Origin of the sequence: Pseudomonas koreensis (assembly GCF_012986595.1) — a bacterium.
Lineage (GTDB): Bacteria > Pseudomonadota > Gammaproteobacteria > Pseudomonadales > Pseudomonadaceae > Aquipseudomonas > Aquipseudomonas koreensis.
This window is the reverse complement of the sequence record NZ_JAAQYM010000005.1, coordinates 373147-392454: the sequence shown is the minus strand read 5'-3', so window position 1 is coordinate 392454 and position 19308 is coordinate 373147. Positions and strand designations below refer to the sequence as shown.

The window sequence follows — 19308 nt, the reverse complement described above, 5'->3', positions numbered from 1 at the left end:
TTAATGAACCTCGACCACGGAGCCCTGCAGTTTTTGCAAGGCATCGTTGACCGCGTCCGGCATCAGCTGGCGCAGGCAGTTGTAATGGCCGAAACGGCAAGTGCGGTCGAAGCAAGGACTGCAATCGAGGCCCAGGCGAACGATTTCGACGTGCTCGGCCAACGGCGGGGTGAAACCCGGCGAAGTCGAGCCATAGACCGCCACCAGCGGCCGGTTGAGCGCCGCCGCCACGTGCATCAGGCCGGAGTCGTTGGACACCACCGAATCAGCGCAGGACAGCAGGTCGATGGCCTCGGCCAGCGAGGTGCCGCCACTGAGGTTGACCGACTCTTCACGCAGGCCGGGAATCAACCGCGCGCGGATGTCTTCGCCCACTGCGTGATCGTTTTTCGAGCCGAACAGCCACACTTGCCAGCCTTCGCGAATCCGCGCTTCGGCGACTTTGGCGTAATGCTCGGACGGCCAGCGCTTGGACTCGCCGAACTCGGCGCCGGGGCACAGGGCCAACACCGGGCGGTCGAGGGTCAGGCCGAACTTGGCCAGCGCCGCTTCGCGGGTCACCGGGTCGATTTGCAGGCTCGGGCGCGGATAAGGTTTCGGCAGCTCGGCGTTCGGCTCGTAAGCCAGGGCCATGAAGCGCTCGATCATCAGCGGATAACGTTCTTTATCCAGCGTGCGCACGTCATTGAGCAGGCCGTAGCGGAACTCGCCGCGCCAGCCGGTGCGCTGCTTGATGCCGGCGAAAAACGGCACCAGCGCCGACTTCAGCGAGTTCGGCAGCAGGATCGCCTGATCGTACTGACCGGCCAGGGATTTGCCGATCCGCCGGCGCGTCGCCAGCTCCAGCGCGCCATGGCCGAGCGGAAAGCTCAAGGCCTTGCGCACTTCGGGCATGCGCTCAAGGATCGGCCGGCTCCACTCGGGGGCCAGCACGTCGATTTCGCATTGCGGGTGGCGCTGCTTGAGACACTGAAACAGTGTCTGCGCCATCACCATGTCACCGACCCAACTGGGCCCAACGATCAGAATATTCATGTGGTTTCCATAAACGAACCGGGGAGGCCAATGCCTCCCCGCCTCGAGAATCCAGCACCCACCAGCGCTGGCTGGAGGGTCATTTGGACGAGCCGGTAAAGACTCGTCAGATCAATTCGTACATTCAGCATAAACCTCTGTGGCGCGGGAGCTTGCTCCCGCTGGGCTGCGTAGCGGCCCCAAAACGTCACATCACTTTATACCTGACACACCGCACCGCCTGACTTGCGACTGCTTCGCAGCCGAGCGGGAGCAAGCTCCCTCGCCACAAAGGCTCGCCTCCATGCTCGATGGATCAGCTTAGCCCCAACTCTTTCCAGATCCGCAATACCTGCCGCCGCTCCTCGACAAACTGGTCGCCCGGAATCACCCCGGCGTCCTTCTGCAAGGCCTGCCGGTGAGCGGCGGAGCGGTAGGCTTTATAGGCCTCACGCAACAGGCTGGCGTCTTCGGCAGGCATCAGCCCTTCGTGTTCCAGCTCTTCCAGAATGCGGATGTTATCGGTCCAGCGCAGCAGTGGCGGGTGGCTGTGCGACCACGCCAGGGCCGCGTATTGCACCATAAATTCAATATCGACGATACCTCCGGCGTCCTGCTTGAGGTCGAACGGCGCCGTGGCCTCGAAGGCATTTGCCGCCGTACCGGCCGCGGTGCCCTTGCTGCCGAGGTTGTCGCGCATCTTGGCGCGCATCTCACTGACTTCCTGTTGCAACTTCGCCAGATCCCGCGCCTTGCCCAAGACCTGCGCACGAACTTTCTCGAACGCCTGGCCGACATCCTGACTGCCCACCAGCACCCGCGCCCGCACCAGCGCCTGATGTTCCCAGGTCCAGGCTTCATTTTCCTGATAGCGCTCGAACGCACCGAGCGAACTGACCAGCAACCCCGACGCACCGGACGGCCGCAGGCGCATGTCCACCTCGTACAACTGACCGGAGTTGGTCTGCGCGGTCAGCAGGTGAATGATCCGCTGGCCCAGCCGGGTGAAGAACTGCGCGCCATCGATCGGCTTCGGCCCGTCGGTTTCCGCCTGCGGATCGCCATCATGGATGAACACCAGGTCCAGGTCCGAACCATGCCCCAGTTCCAGACCGCCGACTTTCCCATAACCGACAATGATGAAGCCGGGATCGCACAAGCTGCCGTCAGTGCGCAGCGGCGTGCCGTATTTGGCGACCGTCTGGCGCCAGGCCAGGGCCAGCACCTGCTCGAGAATCGCCTCGGCCAGCCAGGTCAGGTAATCGCTGACTTTCATCAACGGCAGGCTGCCGGCGATTTCCGAAGCGGCGACGCGCAAACGGTGCGCAAGCTTGAAGTGACGCAAGGCTTCCATTTGCTGCTCGAGGTCGTCTTCAGGGATACGCGTCAGGCGCTCGCGCAGTTCGGCGGCCAGTTCCGGGGCCAACGGTGGCTTGAACAGACGACCCTCGTTGAGCAATTCATCGAGCAGCAACGGGAAACGGGTGATCTGCTCGGCGATCCATGGGCTCGCCGCGCACAGCGTCAGCAAGCGCCGCAGGGCGCCGGGGTTTTCTGTCAGCAGCACTAAATAAGCCGAACGTCGGGCCACGGCTTCGACCAGCGGCAGCACCCGTTCCAGCACCAGATCCGGATCGGCATGCTCCACCGCCTGCGCCAGCAACCGTGGAATAAACGCATCAAGACGTTCGCGCCCCAGCCGCTGCATCGCGCGCAATTGCGGGCTGCCGCGCAACCCGGCCAGCGCCTTCAGCGCTTTGGTCGCGTCCTTGAAGCCGCCCTCTCCCAGTTGCCGGCAGGCGGCCTCTTCGTCCTGTTCCTCTTCCCACAGCGGCAACCACTCACCGCCGACCACCACTTCGCAGTCGGCGCCCTCTTCTTCATCAGGGTCGGCGATCACCTGCGCAAAGTGCCAGGCCACCCGGCCCCGCCAGAACATCAGTTTTTCGTGGAAAGCCTCCCAATCGGCGAACCCGAGCATGAACGCAATGCGCGCCTGATCCTGAGCGCCGTCGGGCAACATCTGGGTCTGGCGGTCGGCAATCGCCTGGATCGCGTGTTCGGTGTACCGCAGGAATTCATAACCTTCGCGCAGCTCGCTGATCACCGCCGGCGGCAGATAACCCTGCCCCTCCAGCGTGCTCAACACCTTTAATAAAGGACGCTGTTGCAGGCTCAGATCGCGCCCGCCGTGGATCAACTGGAAGGCCTGGGCGATGAACTCGACTTCGCGAATGCCGCCCGAGCCGAGTTTGATGTTGTCGGCCATGCCCTTGCGCCGTACTTCCTGCTGGATCAGCTGCTTCATGGTGCGCAGCGCTTCGATCGCCGAGAAGTCCAGATAACGCCGGTAAACAAACGGCCGCAGCATGTCGAGCAACTGCGCGCCAGCCACTTGATCGCCGGCCACCACCCGCGCCTTGATCATCGCGTAGCGTTCCCAGTCGCGGCCCTGATCCTGGTAATACTGCTCCAGTGCATTGAAGCTCAGCACCAGCGCGCCGGACGAACCGTAAGGGCGCAGGCGCATGTCGACGCGAAACACGAAGCCGTCGACGGTCATCGGGTCCAACGCCTTGATCAGGCGCTGGCCGAGCCGAATGAAGAATTCCTGATTATCCAGCGCGCGTTTCACCCCGACGGTTTCGCCGCCCTCGGGGTAGGCGAAGATCAGGTCGATGTCCGAGGACAGGTTCAGCTCCACCGCGCCGAGCTTGCCCATGCCGAGGATGACCATCTGCTGCGGCAAACCGCTGCGCCGGCCGGTTGGCGTACCGAACTGCTGGCAATGGCGGCTGTACAGCCATTGATAGGCCTGGTCGATGGTGGCGTCGGCCATGTCGGAAAGATCGCGGCAGGTCTGTACCAGATCGGCCTGGCGGTTGAGGTCACGCCAGATGATCCGCACTTGATGGCGAGCGCGTTGACGACGCAATACACGACCGAGTTCGTCTTCGCTTTGCGCGGTGTTTACGGCGGCGGCAATCTGCGCGCACAGTTCACCCGGCGCGAACGGTCGGTCGAGTTCGCCGGACTGCACCAGCGACAGCAACATCAAAGGGTCACGAACGCTCTGTTCAATGACAAAATCGCTGGCGGCACTGACGCGGGCGAACTGTGCCCAGCGCTCCGGGGTCCAGTTGGCGAGGCCGTGATCGTCTTCCAGTGAGGCGACGGCCGTACGGAACGACTGCTCGGATCGAGTGACCAACGGCAGGAGAATGGCGGGCAGATCGGCAAGCGCAGGCAGGGTCATGGTCTATCCTTGATCGGCGTGTAAATGGCCGCTTGTAGTGTTTGATGAAAACCCGCTACGCGAAGGACTGTCGAACAAAAGTTAGAAATAGCTGAAATTTCTTCTTCTTTAGCATCCAGCATCAAAGTTTCACCTTTTACGGATGGTAATCGACCAACCTTAACGATTATTCTCACAACGCAGTCGGAGGCCACAAGCCTTTCATCTGTAGTTTTACTACTCGTCTATACATCCGAAAGGCTGAAATGCTCAAAGATTTGTAGTAAAACTACACGCCGCCGGAACAACCTGTCGGCAATCCAAGAATTTTAAATCGTCTGCCCACAAGGCCAGTCGCAAACTCAGGCAACCGATTCTGGAAGCCTTTCCGCCCTGGAGCAAGCCATGCAAGACCTCGATCCCGTCGAAACCCAGGAATGGCTGGACGCCCTGGAATCGGTTCTCGACAAAGAAGGCGAAGACCGTGCTCACTATCTGATGACCCGTATGGGCGAACTCGCGACCCGCAGCGGCTCGCAGCTCCCTTACGCCATCACCACGCCTTACCGCAACACGATCCCCGTTACCCACGAAGCACGCATGCCTGGCGACCTGTTCATGGAACGCCGCATTCGCTCGCTGGTACGCTGGAACGCGATGGCCATGGTAATGCGTACGAACCTGAAAGATTCTGACCTGGGCGGTCACATCTCCAGCTTCGCTTCCAGCGCGACCCTGTACGACATCGGTTTCAACTACTTCTTCCAGGCCCCGACCGACGAACACGGCGGCGACCTGATCTACTTCCAGGGCCACACCTCGCCAGGCGTTTACGCCCGTGCGTTCATGGAAGGCCGCATCACCGAAGACCAGATGAACAACTTCCGCCAGGAAGTCGACGGTCAGGGCCTGTCGTCCTACCCGCACCCTTGGCTGATGCCTGACTTCTGGCAGTTCCCGACCGTATCCATGGGTCTGGGTCCGATCCAGGCGATCTACCAGGCACGTTTCATGAAGTACCTGGAACACCGCGGTTTCATCCAGCCGGGCAAACAGAAAGTCTGGTGCTTCCTGGGCGACGGCGAGTGTGACGAGCCGGAATCCCTGGGCGCCATCTCCCTGGCCGGCCGCGAGAAGCTGGACAACCTGATCTTCGTCATCAACTGCAACCTGCAGCGCCTCGACGGCCCGGTTCGCGGCAATGGCAAGATCATCCAGGAACTCGAAGGCGTGTTCCGTGGTGCTCAGTGGAACGTGACCAAAGTCATCTGGGGCCGTTTCTGGGACCCACTGCTGGCCAAAGACGTCGACGGCATCCTGCAACGTCGCATGGACGAAGTCATCGACGGCGAGTACCAGAACTACAAAGCCAAAGACGGCGCGTTCGTTCGCGAGCACTTCTTCAACACGCCTGAACTCAAGGCGATGGTTGCCGATCTGTCCGACGACGAGATCTGGAAACTCAACCGTGGCGGCCACGACCCGTACAAGGTCTATGCGGCGTACCACGAAGCGGTCAACCACAAAGAACAACCGACCGTCATCCTCGCCAAGACCATCAAGGGTTATGGCACCGGTGCCGGCGAAGCAAAAAACACTGCGCACAACACCAAGAAAGTCGACGTCGACAGCCTGAAGTTGTTCCGCGATCGCTTCGACATCCCGGTCAAGGACGAAGAGCTGGAGAACCTGCCGTTCTTCAAGCCAGAACCAAACAGCGCCGAAGCCCGCTACCTCAGCGAGCGTCGTGCAGCCCTGGGCGGTTTCGTACCGCAGCGCCGCGCACAGAGCTTCAGCGTGCCGACCCCGGATCTGGACACCCTCAAAGCCATCCTCGATGGTTCCGGCGACCGTGAAATCTCCACCACCATGGCCTTCGTGCGGATCCTCGCGCAACTGGTCAAGGACAAGGAAATCGGCCCGCGCATCGTTCCGATCATCCCGGACGAAGCCCGTACCTTCGGTATGGAAGGCATGTTCCGTCAGCTGGGCATCTACTCCTCCGTCGGCCAGCTCTACGAGCCAGTCGATAAAGACCAGGTGATGTTCTACAAGGAAGACCAGAAAGGTCAGATCCTTGAAGAAGGCATCAACGAAGCAGGCGCCATGAGCTCGTTCATCGCCGCCGGTACTTCGTACTCCAGCCACAACCAGCCGATGCTGCCGTTCTACATCTTCTACTCGATGTTCGGCTTCCAGCGTATCGGTGACCTGGCCTGGGCCGCTGGCGACAGCCGTACCCGTGGCTTCCTGATCGGCGGCACCGCCGGCCGTACCACCCTGAACGGTGAAGGCCTGCAGCACGAAGACGGTCACAGCCACCTGCTGGCCGCGACCATCCCGAACTGCCGCACCTACGATCCAACCTACGGCTACGAGCTGGCGGTGATCATTCAGGACGGCATGAAGAAGATGACCGAAGAGCAACAGGACATCTTCTACTACATCACCGTGATGAACGAGTCGTACCAGCAGCCAGCCATGCCGGCCGGTGCCGAAGAAGGCATCAAGAAAGGCATGTACCTGCTCGAAGAAGACACCCGCGATGCGGCGCACCACGTTCAGCTGATGGGCTCCGGCACCATCCTGCGTGAAGTCCGTGAAGCGGCGAAGATCCTGCGTGAAGAGTTCAACATCGGCGCTGACGTATGGAGCGTCACCAGCTTCAACGAACTGCGTCGCGACGGCCTGGCCGTTGAGCGCAGCAACCGTCTCAAGCCTGGCCAGAAGCCTAAGCAGAGCTACGTTGAAGAGTGCCTGAGCGGCCGTAAAGGTCCGGTCATTGCCTCTACCGACTACATGAAGCTGTTCGCCGAGCAGATCCGTCAGTGGGTACCGTCCAAGGAATTCAAAGTCCTGGGCACCGACGGTTTCGGCCGCAGCGACAGCCGCAAGAAACTGCGTCATTTCTTCGAAGTCGACCGTCATTTCGTGGTGTTGGCAGCCCTGGAAGCACTGGCTGACCGTGGTGATATCGAACCTAAAGTCGTGGCCGAGGCCATCGTCAAGTTCGGCATCGACCCGGAAAAACGCAACCCACTGGACTGCTGAGGAGACATTTTGTGAGCGAACTCATTCGCGTACCTGACATCGGCAGCGGTGAAGGTGAAGTAATTGAACTGTTTGTGAAGGCCGGCGACCGTATCGAAGCCGACCAGAGCATCCTGACCCTGGAATCGGACAAGGCCAGCATGGAAGTGCCGGCCCCGAAAGCCGGCGTCATCAAAAGCCTGAAAGTGAAGCTGGGCGACCGTCTGAAAGAAGGCGACGAACTGCTTGAGCTGGAAGTCGAGGGCGCCGCGCAAGCGGCCCCTGCGCCTGCCGCTGCACCGGCCAAAGCCGAAGAGAAACCGGCTGCCGCTCCTGCTGCCGCCGCGCCAGCCGCTGCTCCTGCTGCCGCTTCGGTGCAGCAAGTGCACGTGCCGGACATCGGTTCGTCGGGCAAGGCCCAGATCATCGAGATCCAGGTCAAGGTCGGCGACACCGTCGAGGCTGATCAATCGCTGATCACCCTGGAATCCGACAAGGCGAGCATGGAAATCCCGTCGCCTGCCGCAGGCGTGGTCAAGGCCATCAGCGTCAAGCTCAACGACGAAGTCGGCACCGGCGACCTGATCCTGGATCTGGAAGTGGCGGGTGCTGTGGCCCCTGCTGCCGCTCCGGCTCAGGCTGCTGCGCCAGCCGCTGCCGCTGCGCCGGCTCCTGCTGCAGCCCCGGCTGCTCCAGTTGCCGACAGCGTTCAGGACATCCACGTTCCGGACATCGGTTCGGCCGGCAAGGCCAAGATCATCGAAGTGTTGGTCAAGGCTGGCGACAGCGTTGAAGCCGACCAGTCGCTGATCACCCTGGAGTCCGACAAGGCGAGCATGGAAATTCCATCGCCTGCCGCTGGCGTGGTGGAAAGCATTTCCATCAAGCTGGACGACGAAGTCGGTACCGGCGACCTGATCCTCAAGCTGAAAGTCAAAGGCGCGGCCCCTGCTGCTGCCCCGGCTCCAGCTGCCGCTGCCGCACCGAGCGCTCCAGCACCAGCCGCTGCTGCTCCGGCCGCTGCACCTGCTGCTGCCGCTCCGGCTGCTGCACCTGCCAAGCCTGGCGCGAAAGTTCACGCCGGCCCGGCCGTGCGTCAACTGGCCCGTGAGTTCGGCGTCGAGCTGAGCGCTGTTGGCGCCAGCGGTCCGCACGGTCGCATCCTCAAGGAAGACGTGCAGGTTTACGTCAAGGCGATGATGCAGAAGGCCAAGGAAGCGCCAGCTGCTGGCGGCGCAACCGGTGGCGCGGGCATCCCGCCGATCCCGGTCGTGGACTTCAGCCGCTTCGGCGAAATCGAAGAAGTGCCGATGACCCGCCTGATGCAGGTCGGCGCTGCCAACCTGCACCGCAGCTGGCTGAACGTGCCACATGTGACGCAATTCGACTCGGCGGACATCACCGAGCTGGAAGCCTTCCGTGTTGCGCAGAAAGCCGTTGCAGAGAAGGCCGGCGTCAAGCTGACCATCCTGCCGCTGCTGCTCAAGACCTGCGCGCACCTGCTCAAGGAACTGCCGGACTTCAACAGTTCGCTGGCGCCAAGCGGCAAGGCGATCATTCGCAAGAAGTACGTCAACATCGGCTTCGCCGTCGACACCCCGGATGGCCTGCTGGTACCGGTCATCAAGAACGTCGATCAGAAGAGCCTGCTGCAACTCGCTGCAGAAGCCGCTTCGCTGGCTGAAAAAGCCCGCACCAAGAAGCTGTCTTCGGACGAGATGCAAGGCGCCTGCTTCACCATTTCCAGCCTCGGCCACATTGGCGGCACCGGCTTCACGCCGATCGTCAACGCGCCGGAAGTGGCGATCCTCGGCGTTTCCAAGGCAACCATCCAGCCAGTCTGGGACGGCAAAGCCTTCCAGCCGAAACTGATGCTGCCACTGTCGCTGTCCTACGATCACCGTGTGATCAACGGCGCTGCTGCTGCACGCTTCACCCAGCGTCTGGGTAGCCTGCTGGGCGACATCCGCACCATCCTGCTGTAACCCCGATCGGCCCTCCCCCACGGGAGGGCCGATTGCGTTTCACGTTTTCGAGCGCCACACGCTCGTACCTCAACCCCGTCAATTTGACGGGGCTTTTTTTTGCCTGAGACAACAGCAGCGCCCCTTCCTACACGTTCGGCTGACTTGAGCTACGAACGCAGTCCACTTCGCCTCGATATTTTTTACCAGCAGGCAACTAACCTTTGCGCCTCTAGTTAATAGCAAAACTTCCAGATTATTTATCAACACCAACTTAATCGAACGGATTCGAATATGTTCAAGCCAACTATCGGCCCAATCATCGGCCACACCACAACGCATCATGCGCGGGTATTTATTCGGGCAGACCGACAAGACAATACAACAGTATTTGCCGCCCTTCGTTACCGGGCGCAAGGCACACAACAATGGTCGAGCGGCACTTTTGTCGAACTCGAGATATTGCGCGACATGACCGCTGTGTTTGCACTTAACAACTTGAGCAGCGACACCGAATATGAATACCAGACGGGCTGGTTCAGCCCGATGAATCCGGTGCACACCGTCGACAGCGTGGCCGAGTTGCCGCTGCAGTGGCCCCGGGAGATTTATCGCCTGCGCACCCGGTCCAGCGCAGCCCTGCAGCCACGGGCCTACATCATCGGCTCCTGCCGCTATTTGCGCATGACCGCCGGCATTCCCTCGCTGCCCCACCTCGGTGACCGGATCTTCGCTTCGATCAACCAATTGATCGAAGGCGCGCAACCGCCGATCAGTGCCACGCTGATGACGGGCGATCAGATTTATGTCGACGACCTTAATCTGATCGCACCCGACCGTGAATATAAGGAAATCCTCAGCAAGTACCGCGCAGCTTTTTCTCAGCCGAACATTCAGCGACTAATGGCCAACACATCGACTTACATGATACTTGATGACCATGAAATCGAAGACAACTGGCCAGCCAATGCCGGAAAGTCTGATCACGTGTTATATCGCAATGCCATGGCGGCTTATGAAATCTATCAAGTCAGCCACAGCCCAGCGCATGAACTGACAACTAACAACGAAGTGAACCGGGCAAAACTCGAGCATTACTGGTATCAATTCAGCGACGGTGATATCGAATGGTTCGTGACCGACAGCCGCACCCGGCGCAACCTGTCCGCCGATGATCGCCGCATACTCGACGAGGCGCAGGAACAGGCGCTGATCAAATGGCTGATCAACAGCCCGGCGCGGGTCAAGTTTGTGGTCACCAGCGTGATGTTCTACCCCGACCGCAAACTGCACGGCGACGACGCCTGGAAAGCCTTTCCCGAGCAGCGCCTGCGCCTGCTGGAAACCATCCGCAGCCATCGGATCAGGAATGTCGTGTTTGTCTCGGGCGACGTGCACGGCTCGCTGACCGCGCGCCTGACCCACAGCGAAGACCCGGACTTCGAAGTCCACACCATCGTGTCTTCGCCGTTTCACAACAGCAAGCTGCTGCCCTACGCCAAGGCCTCGACCTTCATTCTCGATCAGCCGCTGGTGCGCACGGCAGCCGGCGACTATCGGCATGAGCTGACCAGCACAGTCGTCAGCGAAGACAACTTCGCCCATGTGGTGGTTGAAGCTGATCAGATTTCGATCAATTACCACGATCGCGACGGCAAACGGCTGCAATCGATTGGCCTGAAACTGCGTTGAATGCTGAAAAGATCGCAGGCTTCGGCGGCTTCTACAGGGCAGCGCATCGCCTGTCAGAGCTGCCACAGGCTGCGATCTTTTGCTCTTTTCCAATAGGCGCTGGAGAAATGCCTCGCGCGGCCGACACATTCTTATAGCACTTGGCCTTCATCTCTCTTGTCAGTCGGTGCCGCAATGATGCAACCTTGCCGCAGGCAACAGTAAAGAGGGCGCGAGCCCGGCGCGTTCAGCATATTTCCAAGCGAGTTCCTTCATGAAGAGCCAACCCGATGCCGCCAGCCGTATGGTGGCCGAGGTAGTGACGCAGTTGCCTGTGCCCTCGCGGCTCGGCATGCTGCGTTTCGAGCGCATGAATGAAGCCAGTTGGGCGATGCTGTTTCTCGATCCCAATTGCGAACGCCAGTTCGGCCAGCCAGCCGTCGAATTGTGTGCGCTGGTCGGCTCGCCCTACGCCAGCCTGATGGAGCCCGAAGCACGCTATCAGTTGCACGACGCGATCCAGCAACAACTCTGTGACAGCCCGCATTATCTGGTGCGCTACACCCTGCACACCGCCGCCGGCGACTTGAACATCCTCGAACTCGGCGAAGCCTACAAACAGCACAATCGGCACCTGCTGCGCGGCTATCTGCTGGCCGTCGATAACCTGTTCGACGAAGCGCCGATGCTGCCATCCGTCGATCTCGAAACCCAGAATTCGCGCCTGCAGATCGCCCTGGAACTCAACCAGCGTGCCCAGCAGGAACAACTGCAACACCTTGAACGAGTGCGCGCCCAACAGGACCTGATCCTGTTGCTGGCCCGCCAGCGCTACAGCAGCCATAACTCGCTGCAGGAAGCCGCCGAGCTGATCACCCGCTGCGCCTGCGATATCTATGAAATCGACTGCGCCAGCCTGTGGAACCTCGAAGGTCATCTGCTGGTGCCGATTTCGGCGTATCACCGCGCGACTCAGGAATATATCCTGCCCGAGGTGATCGACATCAGCGGCTTCCCCGACTACATGGAAGCCCTGCACGGCAGCCGTGCCATTGACGCGCACAATGCGATGCGCGACCCGCGCACCCGCGAGATGGCCGAAGCCCTGCGCCCGCGCGACGTCAACGCGATGCTCGACGCCAGCATCCGCGTCGATGGTCAGGTGGTCGGCGTGCTGTGCCTGGAGCAGACCGGCGTCACCCGCGCCTGGCAGTCCGATGAAATCGCCTTTGCCGGTGAACTGGCGGATCAGTTCGCCCAGGTCATCAACAACCACAACCGCCGCACTGCCACCAGCGCCCTGCACCTGTTCCAGCGGGCGGTCGAGCAAAGCGCCAACGCCTTTTTGCTGGTCAACTGCGACGGCGTGGTCGAGTACGTCAACCCGAGCTTCACCGCGATCACCCAGTACTCCACCGAGGAAGTCCACGGCCAGCGCCTGTCGGAACTGCCGGCCCTGGAGAATCTCAGCGAACTGCTGTTCGACGCGCCCTCGGCGCTGGCCAAGAGCAACAGCTGGCAGGGCGAATTCAAGAGCCGACGCAAGAACCTCGAACCGTACTGGGGCCAGTTGTCGATCTCCAAGGTGTACGGCGACAACCGCGAGCTGACGCATTACATCGGCATCTACGAAGACATCACCCAGACCAAACTGGCACAGCAGCGCATCGAGCGTCTGGCCTACACCGACAACCTGACCAACCTGGGCAACCGGCCGGCGTTCATCCGCAACCTGGACGAACGCTTCGCCCGCGATAGCGATACACCGATCAGCCTGCTGTTGGTGGACATCGACAACTTCAAGCGGATCAACGACAGCCTCGGCCACCAGACCGGCGACAAACTGCTGATCAGCCTCGCCCGACGCCTGCGCAACAGCCTGAGCCCCAGCGGCAGCCTCGCCCGCTTTGCCAGTAACGAATTCGCCGTGCTGCTCGACGACACCGACCTCGCCACCGGGCAGCAGATCGCCAACCAACTCCTGGCGACCCTCGACAAGCCGATGTTCGTCGACAACCAGCTGATCAGCGTCACCGGCTCGGTAGGCCTGGCCTGCGCGCCGTTGCACGGGCGCGATCCGCAGACCCTGATGCGCAACGCCGGCCTCGCCCTGCACAAGGCCAAGGCCAACGGCAAACACCAGGTGCAGGTCTTCACCGAAGCGCTGAACGCCGAGGCGAGCTACAAGCTGTTCGTCGAGAACAACCTGCGCCGTGCCCTGACCCAGAACGAGCTGGACGTGTTCTACCAGCCCAAGCTGTGCCTGCGCAGCGGTCGTCTGCTGGGCATGGAAGCGCTGCTGCGCTGGAATCACCCGGAACGCGGCATGATCCGCCCGGACCAGTTCATCAGCGTGGCCGAAGAGACCGGCCTGATCATCCCGATCGGCAAGTGGATCGCCCGTCAGGCCTGCCGCATGAGCAAGGCCCTGACCGCCGCGGGCATGGGCAATCTGCAAGTGGCGATCAACCTGTCACCGAAACAGTTCTCCGACCCGGATCTGGTCGCCTCGATCGCCAACATCCTCAAGGAAGAAGCGCTGCCGGCCAATCTGCTCGAGCTGGAGCTGACTGAAGGCCTGCTGCTGGAAGCCACCGAAGACACGCACTTGCAGCTCGACCAGCTCAAGCGCCTGGGCCTGACCCTGGCCATGGACGACTTCGGCACCGGCTATTCGTCGCTCAGCTACCTGAAGAAATTCCCGATCGACATCATCAAGATCGATCGCAGCTTCATCCACGAAATCCCCGACAACCAGGACGACATGGAAATCACCTCCGCGGTGATCGCCATGGCGCACAACCTCAAGCTCAAGGTCGTGGCCGAAGGCATCGAGACCGCCGAGCAACTGGCGTTCCTGCGCCGTCATCGTTGCGACGTCGGCCAGGGCTACCTGTTCGACCGGCCGATCCCCGGCGCCGAGCTGATCCAGGCGCTCAAGCGCTACCCACGCGGCCCGCTCTGCCTCTAAAAAACACCGCAGATTCCTTGTAGGAGTGAGCCTGCTCGCGATAGCGGTAGGTCAATCAACTTATTTGTCGCTGAAATACCGCCATCGCGAGCAGGCTCACTCCTACAAGGGCGGTGAGTAGCCCCACATTTTGGGTAGTGATTAACTGGGCATCATTGGGCACACTGGCGGTCTGACTTTTTACATCCCATCCTGACTGAGAGGAACGATCATGGTTCTGCGCTCGGAAATTCTGGTGAACAAAAACGTGCTACCGACTAAAGACCAAGCTCTGCCCGGCCGCGAAACCGCGATGACCCTGCCTGAAAAGCATTTCGTCTTCGAAGAAACCCCGCTGCTTGGCCCGTTTTTCCAGGACGTCGATTTTGCGATTTTCGGTCTGGGCTGCTTCTGGGGCGCCGAGCGCCGCTTCTGGCAGCGTGAAGGCGTGGTCAGCACCGTGGTCGGTTACGCCGGCGGCTACACGCCGAACCCGACCTACGAAGAAGTCTGCTCGGGCCTGACCGGCCACGCTGAAGTGGTGCTGGTGGTGTATGACAAGGCCAAGGTCAGCTACGAAGAGCTGCTGGCAATGTTCTGGGAACTGCACAACCCGACGCAGGGCATGCGTCAGGGCAACGACATCGGCACCCAATACCGCTCAGTGATCTACGCGACCTCGCCAGAACAACTGGACGCGGCGCTGAAGAGCAAGGCGGTGTATCAGGCCGAACTGTCGAAGGCCGGTCTGGGTGAAATCAGCACCGAGATCGAACAGGCGCCGACCGTGTACTTCGCCGAGGCGTATCACCAGCAGTATCTGGCAAAGAACCCGGAAGGTTATTGCGGGATTGGCGGCACCGGCGTGTGCATGCCACCGAGCCTGGCGGGTAATTAAGTAAAGCCTGAAAGCAAAAGATCGCAGCCTGCGGCAGCTCCTACAGGGTTAAATGTCGTCCACCAATGCGTGAACGATTACGGACCTGTAGGAGCTGCCGCAGGCTGCGATCTTTTGATCTTGCCGTTGATCAGCTCTCGGCAATCAACCAATCCATCTGCCACCCACCCTGGGTCTGCCCCAATTTCTTGGACAGCCATGGCAGCAGCTCGCGCAATTCTTCCTCCAGCCCCCACGGCGGATTGGCAATCGCCAGACCCGAACCGTTCAGGCTGTTCGGCGTGTCCAGCGGATGCACCAGCAACTCCACACGCAGCAACTTCGGCGCGCCGGTGCCGGCCAGGTCCTGATAGAAACGACGCAGCGCACGCTGGTCCTTCACCGGATACCAGATCGCCGCCACGGTCTGGCGCATGCGGCCAATCGCCTCTTTCATCGACGCCGCGCAGCGCTGCATCTCGTCGAGCTGCTCGAACGGCGGGTCAATCAACATCACCGCGCGCTTCTCCTGCACCGGCAACATCGCCCGCGCCACATGCCAGCCCTCGCCCAGATGCACTTTCACTCGACGATCACCGGCCATGTTGTCCTTGAGCAGCACGCCGTCTTCCGGGTGCTTCTCGTTGAGCATCACCCGGTCCTGCGGCCGGGTCAGACGCCGCGCCAGCTCCGGCGACCCCGGGTAGTAGCGCAACTGGCCATCCGGGTTCATCTCGTGCAGCACCTTCATGTAGTCGGCGGTCAGCGCCGGCAGGTCCTGCTGATCCCACAACCGCGCGATGCCTTCCAGGTACTCGCCGGTACGGTTGGCCTGATCGCCCTGCAGGTCATACAGACCAATGCCGGCGTGCGTGTCGAGATAGGCAAACGGCTGCTCCTTGCGCGACATCAGGGCGATGAGGCGGGTCAAGGTCAGGTGTTTGAACACATCGGCGTGATTGCCGGCATGGAAGGCGTGACGATAATTCATGGCTGCTCCTGCGAAGGGCGCAAAGTTTACCTTTTACCGGGCGGCAAGTCAGGGGTTCACAGCCGAGCGGGCCTCAACGTCAAAAGATCGCAGCCTTCGGCAGCTCCTACAGATGATCCCGTGCAGGAGCTGCCGAAGGCTGCGATCTTTTGATCTTGCGGTATCAGGAAGGCGTGGCGCCCAAGCGTCGACCGATGACGTCGAGCAAATCACAGCCGTCGCGCAAGGGGATGGCGCAGAGTTTGGCGAAGTCGCTGAGGATGATGGAGTCGCACTCGATCGAGCCGCGCATGCACAGGTTTTCCAGCACCTGGACGACGGTGCGGATGCGGTAGTTGGCGGCGTCCATCAGGATGTCGGAAGGGGCATGCGTGTCGACGAACAGCGTGGGCATGTCGTTGCAGTTGCCGGTCAGGGCCATGTAGCGGTTGTCGGGATGGGGGATGTGTTGTTCGTAGGGTGGATCGGGTTTCAAATTTGTCATGGGGTTGTCTCCTAACGTATGGACGGAAACCGCCAACCTTTGCTTCCACGCAAAAGGGTGGCGGCTGCACGCAGGTGTGGAAGACCAGGACGTTAGGCACCCGGCGCACTCGAAAGCGCCCCGCGCGCAGCCACCATAAAACACAGACAATAACGAGCGCCTGACGGGTGGCGCTAGATGCGCCTAACGATAAAAGGGCTTCCACACCCTGTCACCGAGTTTGCGGTGACAACGAAAAGACTATCCCTGCCACCCACCGCCCACCAGTTCATGAAAGCCGCCGCAACTCGAAGGAAACGTCCGAGGACTTCGCCCGGAAATGTCACTCCGTCTCTGCCAGCAAATACGCCAGTAACGCCGATGACGACGATTCTTCCGACGCTGCCTGCTGAAAAAACTGCCTGACCTTGCAGCGTAAAACCGCCTCGGGAAACGCCTCCAACAACCCTGGATGTTCCTCGCTCAGCCACTGCAGCGTATTGCCGACGCGAACGTCATCGCCTGCCGCCGCCAAGACCGATTCCGGTACTTGCCACCAAGGAAACACCCGCCCCGAGGCCTGCGCCCTGCCCCCGACATCCACGCCCTGACCATTGATCAAACCGCGTGAGATCACCGGTAACAACTGCGCCGAATCCACGGCCGTCGACTGCAAGATCGGCAACAAAAACCGCCCATCCCAAAACCGAAAAAACACCGCTTTGCCATCTGGCATCAGCACCTGAGTCAGGCTGCGAAAGTGCTCGACGACCACCTCAAGACTCGCCGAAGAAACCGCCAGCCAACCCCAATCGCGAGACTCGGTGGCTGCCACCCAATCGAGAAACTCACTGTCCACAGCGACAATTCCGACAAAGGGCATCACCGCATCCCACTCGGCGTAGATCGTCTCCGCCCAAATCGGCCTCGCCGCAACCAACGGCGGCCTGGCGTCGCTGGCATTACTGAAAATCGCGAACAGTTGCTCCGAAGGTTTCAGCGGTTCACGCGCCAGCCACTCTGCCGGTGCAAGGCGCTCAGGCTGCACAAACACCGTCCTTGCAGCGCGCGCATTCTTCGCAGAATGGCGCATCACCTTTTAAGCTCATGATTTGTGCGGCGGTGAGCATGGCTGCCGGCGCTGCTGCGAGTTTTGCCGGCAATCCCGGCACACTCGGCGCCGCGTTCATCGCCGCCATCGGCGCGCCACCGACCTGAATCGGCACACTGCTGAAGATGCCGCCGGGGCCGATGTTGATCCACTGTCCGCCCGCCTGAATCGTCGCGCTCGCGCCGCCGTCGATGACCACCTGTTGCCCGGCGCTGAGGTGGACTTGTCCGCTGGCGCTGGTTGCCTGATTGCTCACCCGGGTATGCCGGTCACCGACAACCGTCAGGTGATCATCCTGTTTCACTTCGATCTGGCGCTGACCGTGGGTAATGCGCTGCTCGTCAGCCTTGAGTTCATGGCTGGCAAGTCCGGTGACGACGATGCTGCGCTGGTTGTCGACCTGAACCTGTTGGTCGTGCAGTACATGCTGAGTCCAGTTGCGCTGGGCGCGCAGGTAGATTTCTTCGGCGCCCTTTTTGTCCTCGATGCGCAGCTCGTTGTAACCGCCACCACCGGGGCTGCTCTGGCTGCGGAAGATGCTGCGGGTCTGCTCGGCTGGCAGGTCCAGCGGCACCGGGGTCGCCGCATTCGGCAGGCAACCCATGACCAGCGGTTTGTCGGCATCGGCATCGATGAAACCGACCAGCACCTCCATGCCGACCCGCGGGATCAGCACGCTGCCGTAATGCTCATGCGCCCACCCCGTAGCGACACGCAGCCAGCAACTGGAATGCTCGTTGAGCTCGCCGTCGCGGTCCCAGGCCAGTTGCACCTTGACCCGGCCGTACTCGTCGCAGTGGATTTCGGTGTCTTTCGGTCCGGTGACAACGGCAGGTTGATAACCGAGCATCCGTGGTTTTTCCGGGCCAAGGGTCGGACGAAAGAACACGTCCCACGGCGTGGCGAGAAAGGTATTACGGTAGCCCTGGAAAGTTTCCCCATCGCTGGTCACCGATTCCTCCAGCACTTGCGGCTGGCGCCCACGGTGCTCGATGGCGGTGAGCAGCCACAGGTCGTTCCAGTCCTTGCGCGGGTGCCCGCTCAGTTGCAGGAAATGTCCGCACACCAGGGCGGATTCATCGCTGAGGCCTTCGGCCTGACGGTAGTCGGCGACATGCCTTTCCAGCGCACGCTGCGCCAGATGCTTGCCGGTCTCACGATCGTTGAACTGGCCGGGAAAGTGATAATCCTCCAGCACCGGGCGCAGCTCGCTTTCACTGCGGCTTTGCAGCTGCAATTGCGGCTTGGCAAAGTTGTAATCGCGCCGAGTCACCACGCTGGTGCGGGTTTCCACCCGAACGTTGAAGCGCTGGATGGCCGGCGCGCCAGCCGACATGCCGCTGCCCGGCAGGTACAGCGTCGGCGTCGCGAGCCGCGGGAACAACGTTTGATCGTCGCCGAACACCAAAACGTGCCCCTCGGGGCTGTGTTGAAAGTGGTAATGAATGCCGACCTCGGCACACAGGCGCTGGATGAAGGCCAGATCGCTCTCGGCGTATTGCACGCAATATTCACGCTCCGGGTAGTCACTGCCGAGACGAAACTCGAAGGCATCGCGCAGGATCGCGTGATCCTTGAGGATCCGCGCAACGATCTGCGGCACCGTTTGATGCTGGAAAATTCGCTGGTTGGTGCGGTGACCGAGGTACGTCAGACGCGGTACCAGGCTCAGGTGATAGCGCGTCAGACGTTTCCCGGAGTCGCCCTGACCGACTTGATAAATCTGGCCATGAATACCGGAACCGTCCGCCCCCAGACACAGAAACGCCTGACGGTGCAGCAGACTTTCGAGGTCCAGATCCGGTCGCTCACTGACCAGTTCCAGCTCGAAGCGAAAGGGTTGGCTGATGGCTTCCTTGCCCGTGAACTCAAGGACCTTGAGGTCAAGTTGGGCGCCTTCGAGGGTCAACGTGAAACGCGGTTGATTGGCAGGCGCGAACATCCGATGTGTCTCTGCAGAATGAGGGCGGGCGATTCTGCATGAGGGGCAAGGGGTGTTGGG

11 protein-coding genes are annotated in these 19308 nt (G+C 61.1%); 5 read left to right on the top strand and 6 right to left on the bottom strand.

Features of this window, described 5'->3' with window-relative positions; translation table 11 throughout:
* Both waaF and glnE read right to left on the bottom strand, forming a co-directional pair.
* Complete coding sequence (waaF, locus tag HBN98_RS17635) at positions 1-1035, bottom strand: lipopolysaccharide heptosyltransferase II (protein ID WP_047290935.1); 1035 nt, start codon at positions 1033-1035, stop codon at positions 1-3.
* 295 nt (positions 1036-1330) lie between these two features.
* Positions 1331-4270, bottom strand: a complete 2940-nt coding sequence (gene glnE / locus HBN98_RS17630) for a bifunctional [glutamate--ammonia ligase]-adenylyl-L-tyrosine phosphorylase/[glutamate--ammonia-ligase] adenylyltransferase (protein ID WP_083367210.1) — start codon at positions 4268-4270, stop codon at positions 1331-1333.
* Positions 4271-4654: 384 nt separating this feature from the next.
* Here glnE and aceE point away from each other — a divergent pair, with 384 nt between their 5' ends.
* The 5 genes from aceE (at position 4655) to msrA (ending at position 14762) form a co-directional block, all read left to right on the top strand.
* Positions 4655-7300 (top strand): pyruvate dehydrogenase (acetyl-transferring), homodimeric type, encoded by a 2646-nt coding sequence (gene aceE, locus HBN98_RS17625; protein WP_003220999.1) that lies wholly within the window; start codon positions 4655-4657, stop codon positions 7298-7300.
* 11 nt (positions 7301-7311) lie between these two features.
* Entirely contained in the window at positions 7312-9264 is a 1953-nt protein-coding gene (gene aceF, locus HBN98_RS17620) for a dihydrolipoyllysine-residue acetyltransferase (protein ID WP_083367211.1), read from the top strand.
* Positions 9265-9537: 273 nt separating this feature from the next.
* On the top strand, positions 9538-10935 hold the full coding sequence (locus HBN98_RS17615; RefSeq protein ID WP_083367212.1) for an alkaline phosphatase D family protein: 1398 nt from the start codon (positions 9538-9540) through the stop codon (positions 10933-10935).
* Between the two features lie 253 nt (positions 10936-11188).
* A complete protein-coding gene (locus tag HBN98_RS17610) occupies positions 11189-13885 on the top strand; it encodes a putative bifunctional diguanylate cyclase/phosphodiesterase (protein WP_083367213.1) in 2697 nt (898 codons plus the stop codon).
* Between the two features lie 211 nt (positions 13886-14096).
* Positions 14097-14762 carry a peptide-methionine (S)-S-oxide reductase MsrA gene (gene msrA, locus HBN98_RS17605; RefSeq protein ID WP_047290930.1) on the top strand — a complete coding sequence of 222 codons (666 nt, stop codon included), beginning with the start codon at positions 14097-14099 and terminating at the stop codon, positions 14760-14762.
* Positions 14763-14892: 130 nt separating this feature from the next.
* On the opposite strand, the gene HBN98_RS17600 is transcribed toward msrA, so the two are convergent.
* From HBN98_RS17600 to HBN98_RS17585, 4 genes are all read right to left on the bottom strand, one after another.
* A complete protein-coding gene (locus HBN98_RS17600) occupies positions 14893-15732 on the bottom strand; it encodes a 23S rRNA (adenine(2030)-N(6))-methyltransferase RlmJ (RefSeq protein WP_083367214.1) in 840 nt (279 codons plus the stop codon).
* Between the two features lie 163 nt (positions 15733-15895).
* Positions 15896-16216: a hypothetical protein gene (locus tag HBN98_RS17595; RefSeq protein ID WP_083367215.1), complete on the bottom strand. Its 321-nt coding sequence runs from the start codon at positions 16214-16216 to the stop codon at positions 15896-15898.
* A 322-nt stretch (positions 16217-16538) separates the two neighbouring features.
* Positions 16539-17243, bottom strand: a complete 705-nt coding sequence (locus HBN98_RS17590; RefSeq protein WP_083367216.1) for a DUF4123 domain-containing protein — start codon at positions 17241-17243, stop codon at positions 16539-16541.
* Positions 17233-19248, bottom strand: coding sequence for a type VI secretion system Vgr family protein (locus HBN98_RS17585; RefSeq protein ID WP_083367217.1), 2016 nt, complete (start codon positions 19246-19248; stop codon positions 17233-17235). The genes HBN98_RS17590 and HBN98_RS17585 overlap by 11 nt, the downstream gene beginning before the upstream one ends.
* Positions 19249-19308: the final 60 nt, after the last annotated feature.

What these genes read in the sequence shown, in the direction of transcription:
- HBN98_RS17610 (WP_083367213.1), top strand. Translation starts at nt 11,189, where the DNA reads ATGAAGAGCCAACCCGATGCCGCCAGCCGTATGGTGGCCGAGGTAGTG.
- msrA (WP_047290930.1), top strand. Translation starts at nt 14,097, where the DNA reads ATGGTTCTGCGCTCGGAAATTCTGGTGAACAAAAACGTGCTACCGACT.
- waaF (WP_047290935.1), bottom strand. Translation starts at nt 1,035, where the DNA reads ATGAATATTCTGATCGTTGGGCCCAGTTGGGTCGGTGACATGGTGATG.
- HBN98_RS17600 (WP_083367214.1), bottom strand. Translation starts at nt 15,732, where the DNA reads ATGAATTATCGTCACGCCTTCCATGCCGGCAATCACGCCGATGTGTTC.
- HBN98_RS17615 (WP_083367212.1), top strand. Translation starts at nt 9,538, where the DNA reads ATGTTCAAGCCAACTATCGGCCCAATCATCGGCCACACCACAACGCAT.
- HBN98_RS17595 (WP_083367215.1), bottom strand. Translation starts at nt 16,216, where the DNA reads ATGACAAATTTGAAACCCGATCCACCCTACGAACAACACATCCCCCAT.
- HBN98_RS17585 (WP_083367217.1), bottom strand. Translation starts at nt 19,248, where the DNA reads ATGTTCGCGCCTGCCAATCAACCGCGTTTCACGTTGACCCTCGAAGGC.
- glnE (WP_083367210.1), bottom strand. Translation starts at nt 4,270, where the DNA reads ATGACCCTGCCTGCGCTTGCCGATCTGCCCGCCATTCTCCTGCCGTTG.
- aceE (WP_003220999.1), top strand. Translation starts at nt 4,655, where the DNA reads ATGCAAGACCTCGATCCCGTCGAAACCCAGGAATGGCTGGACGCCCTG.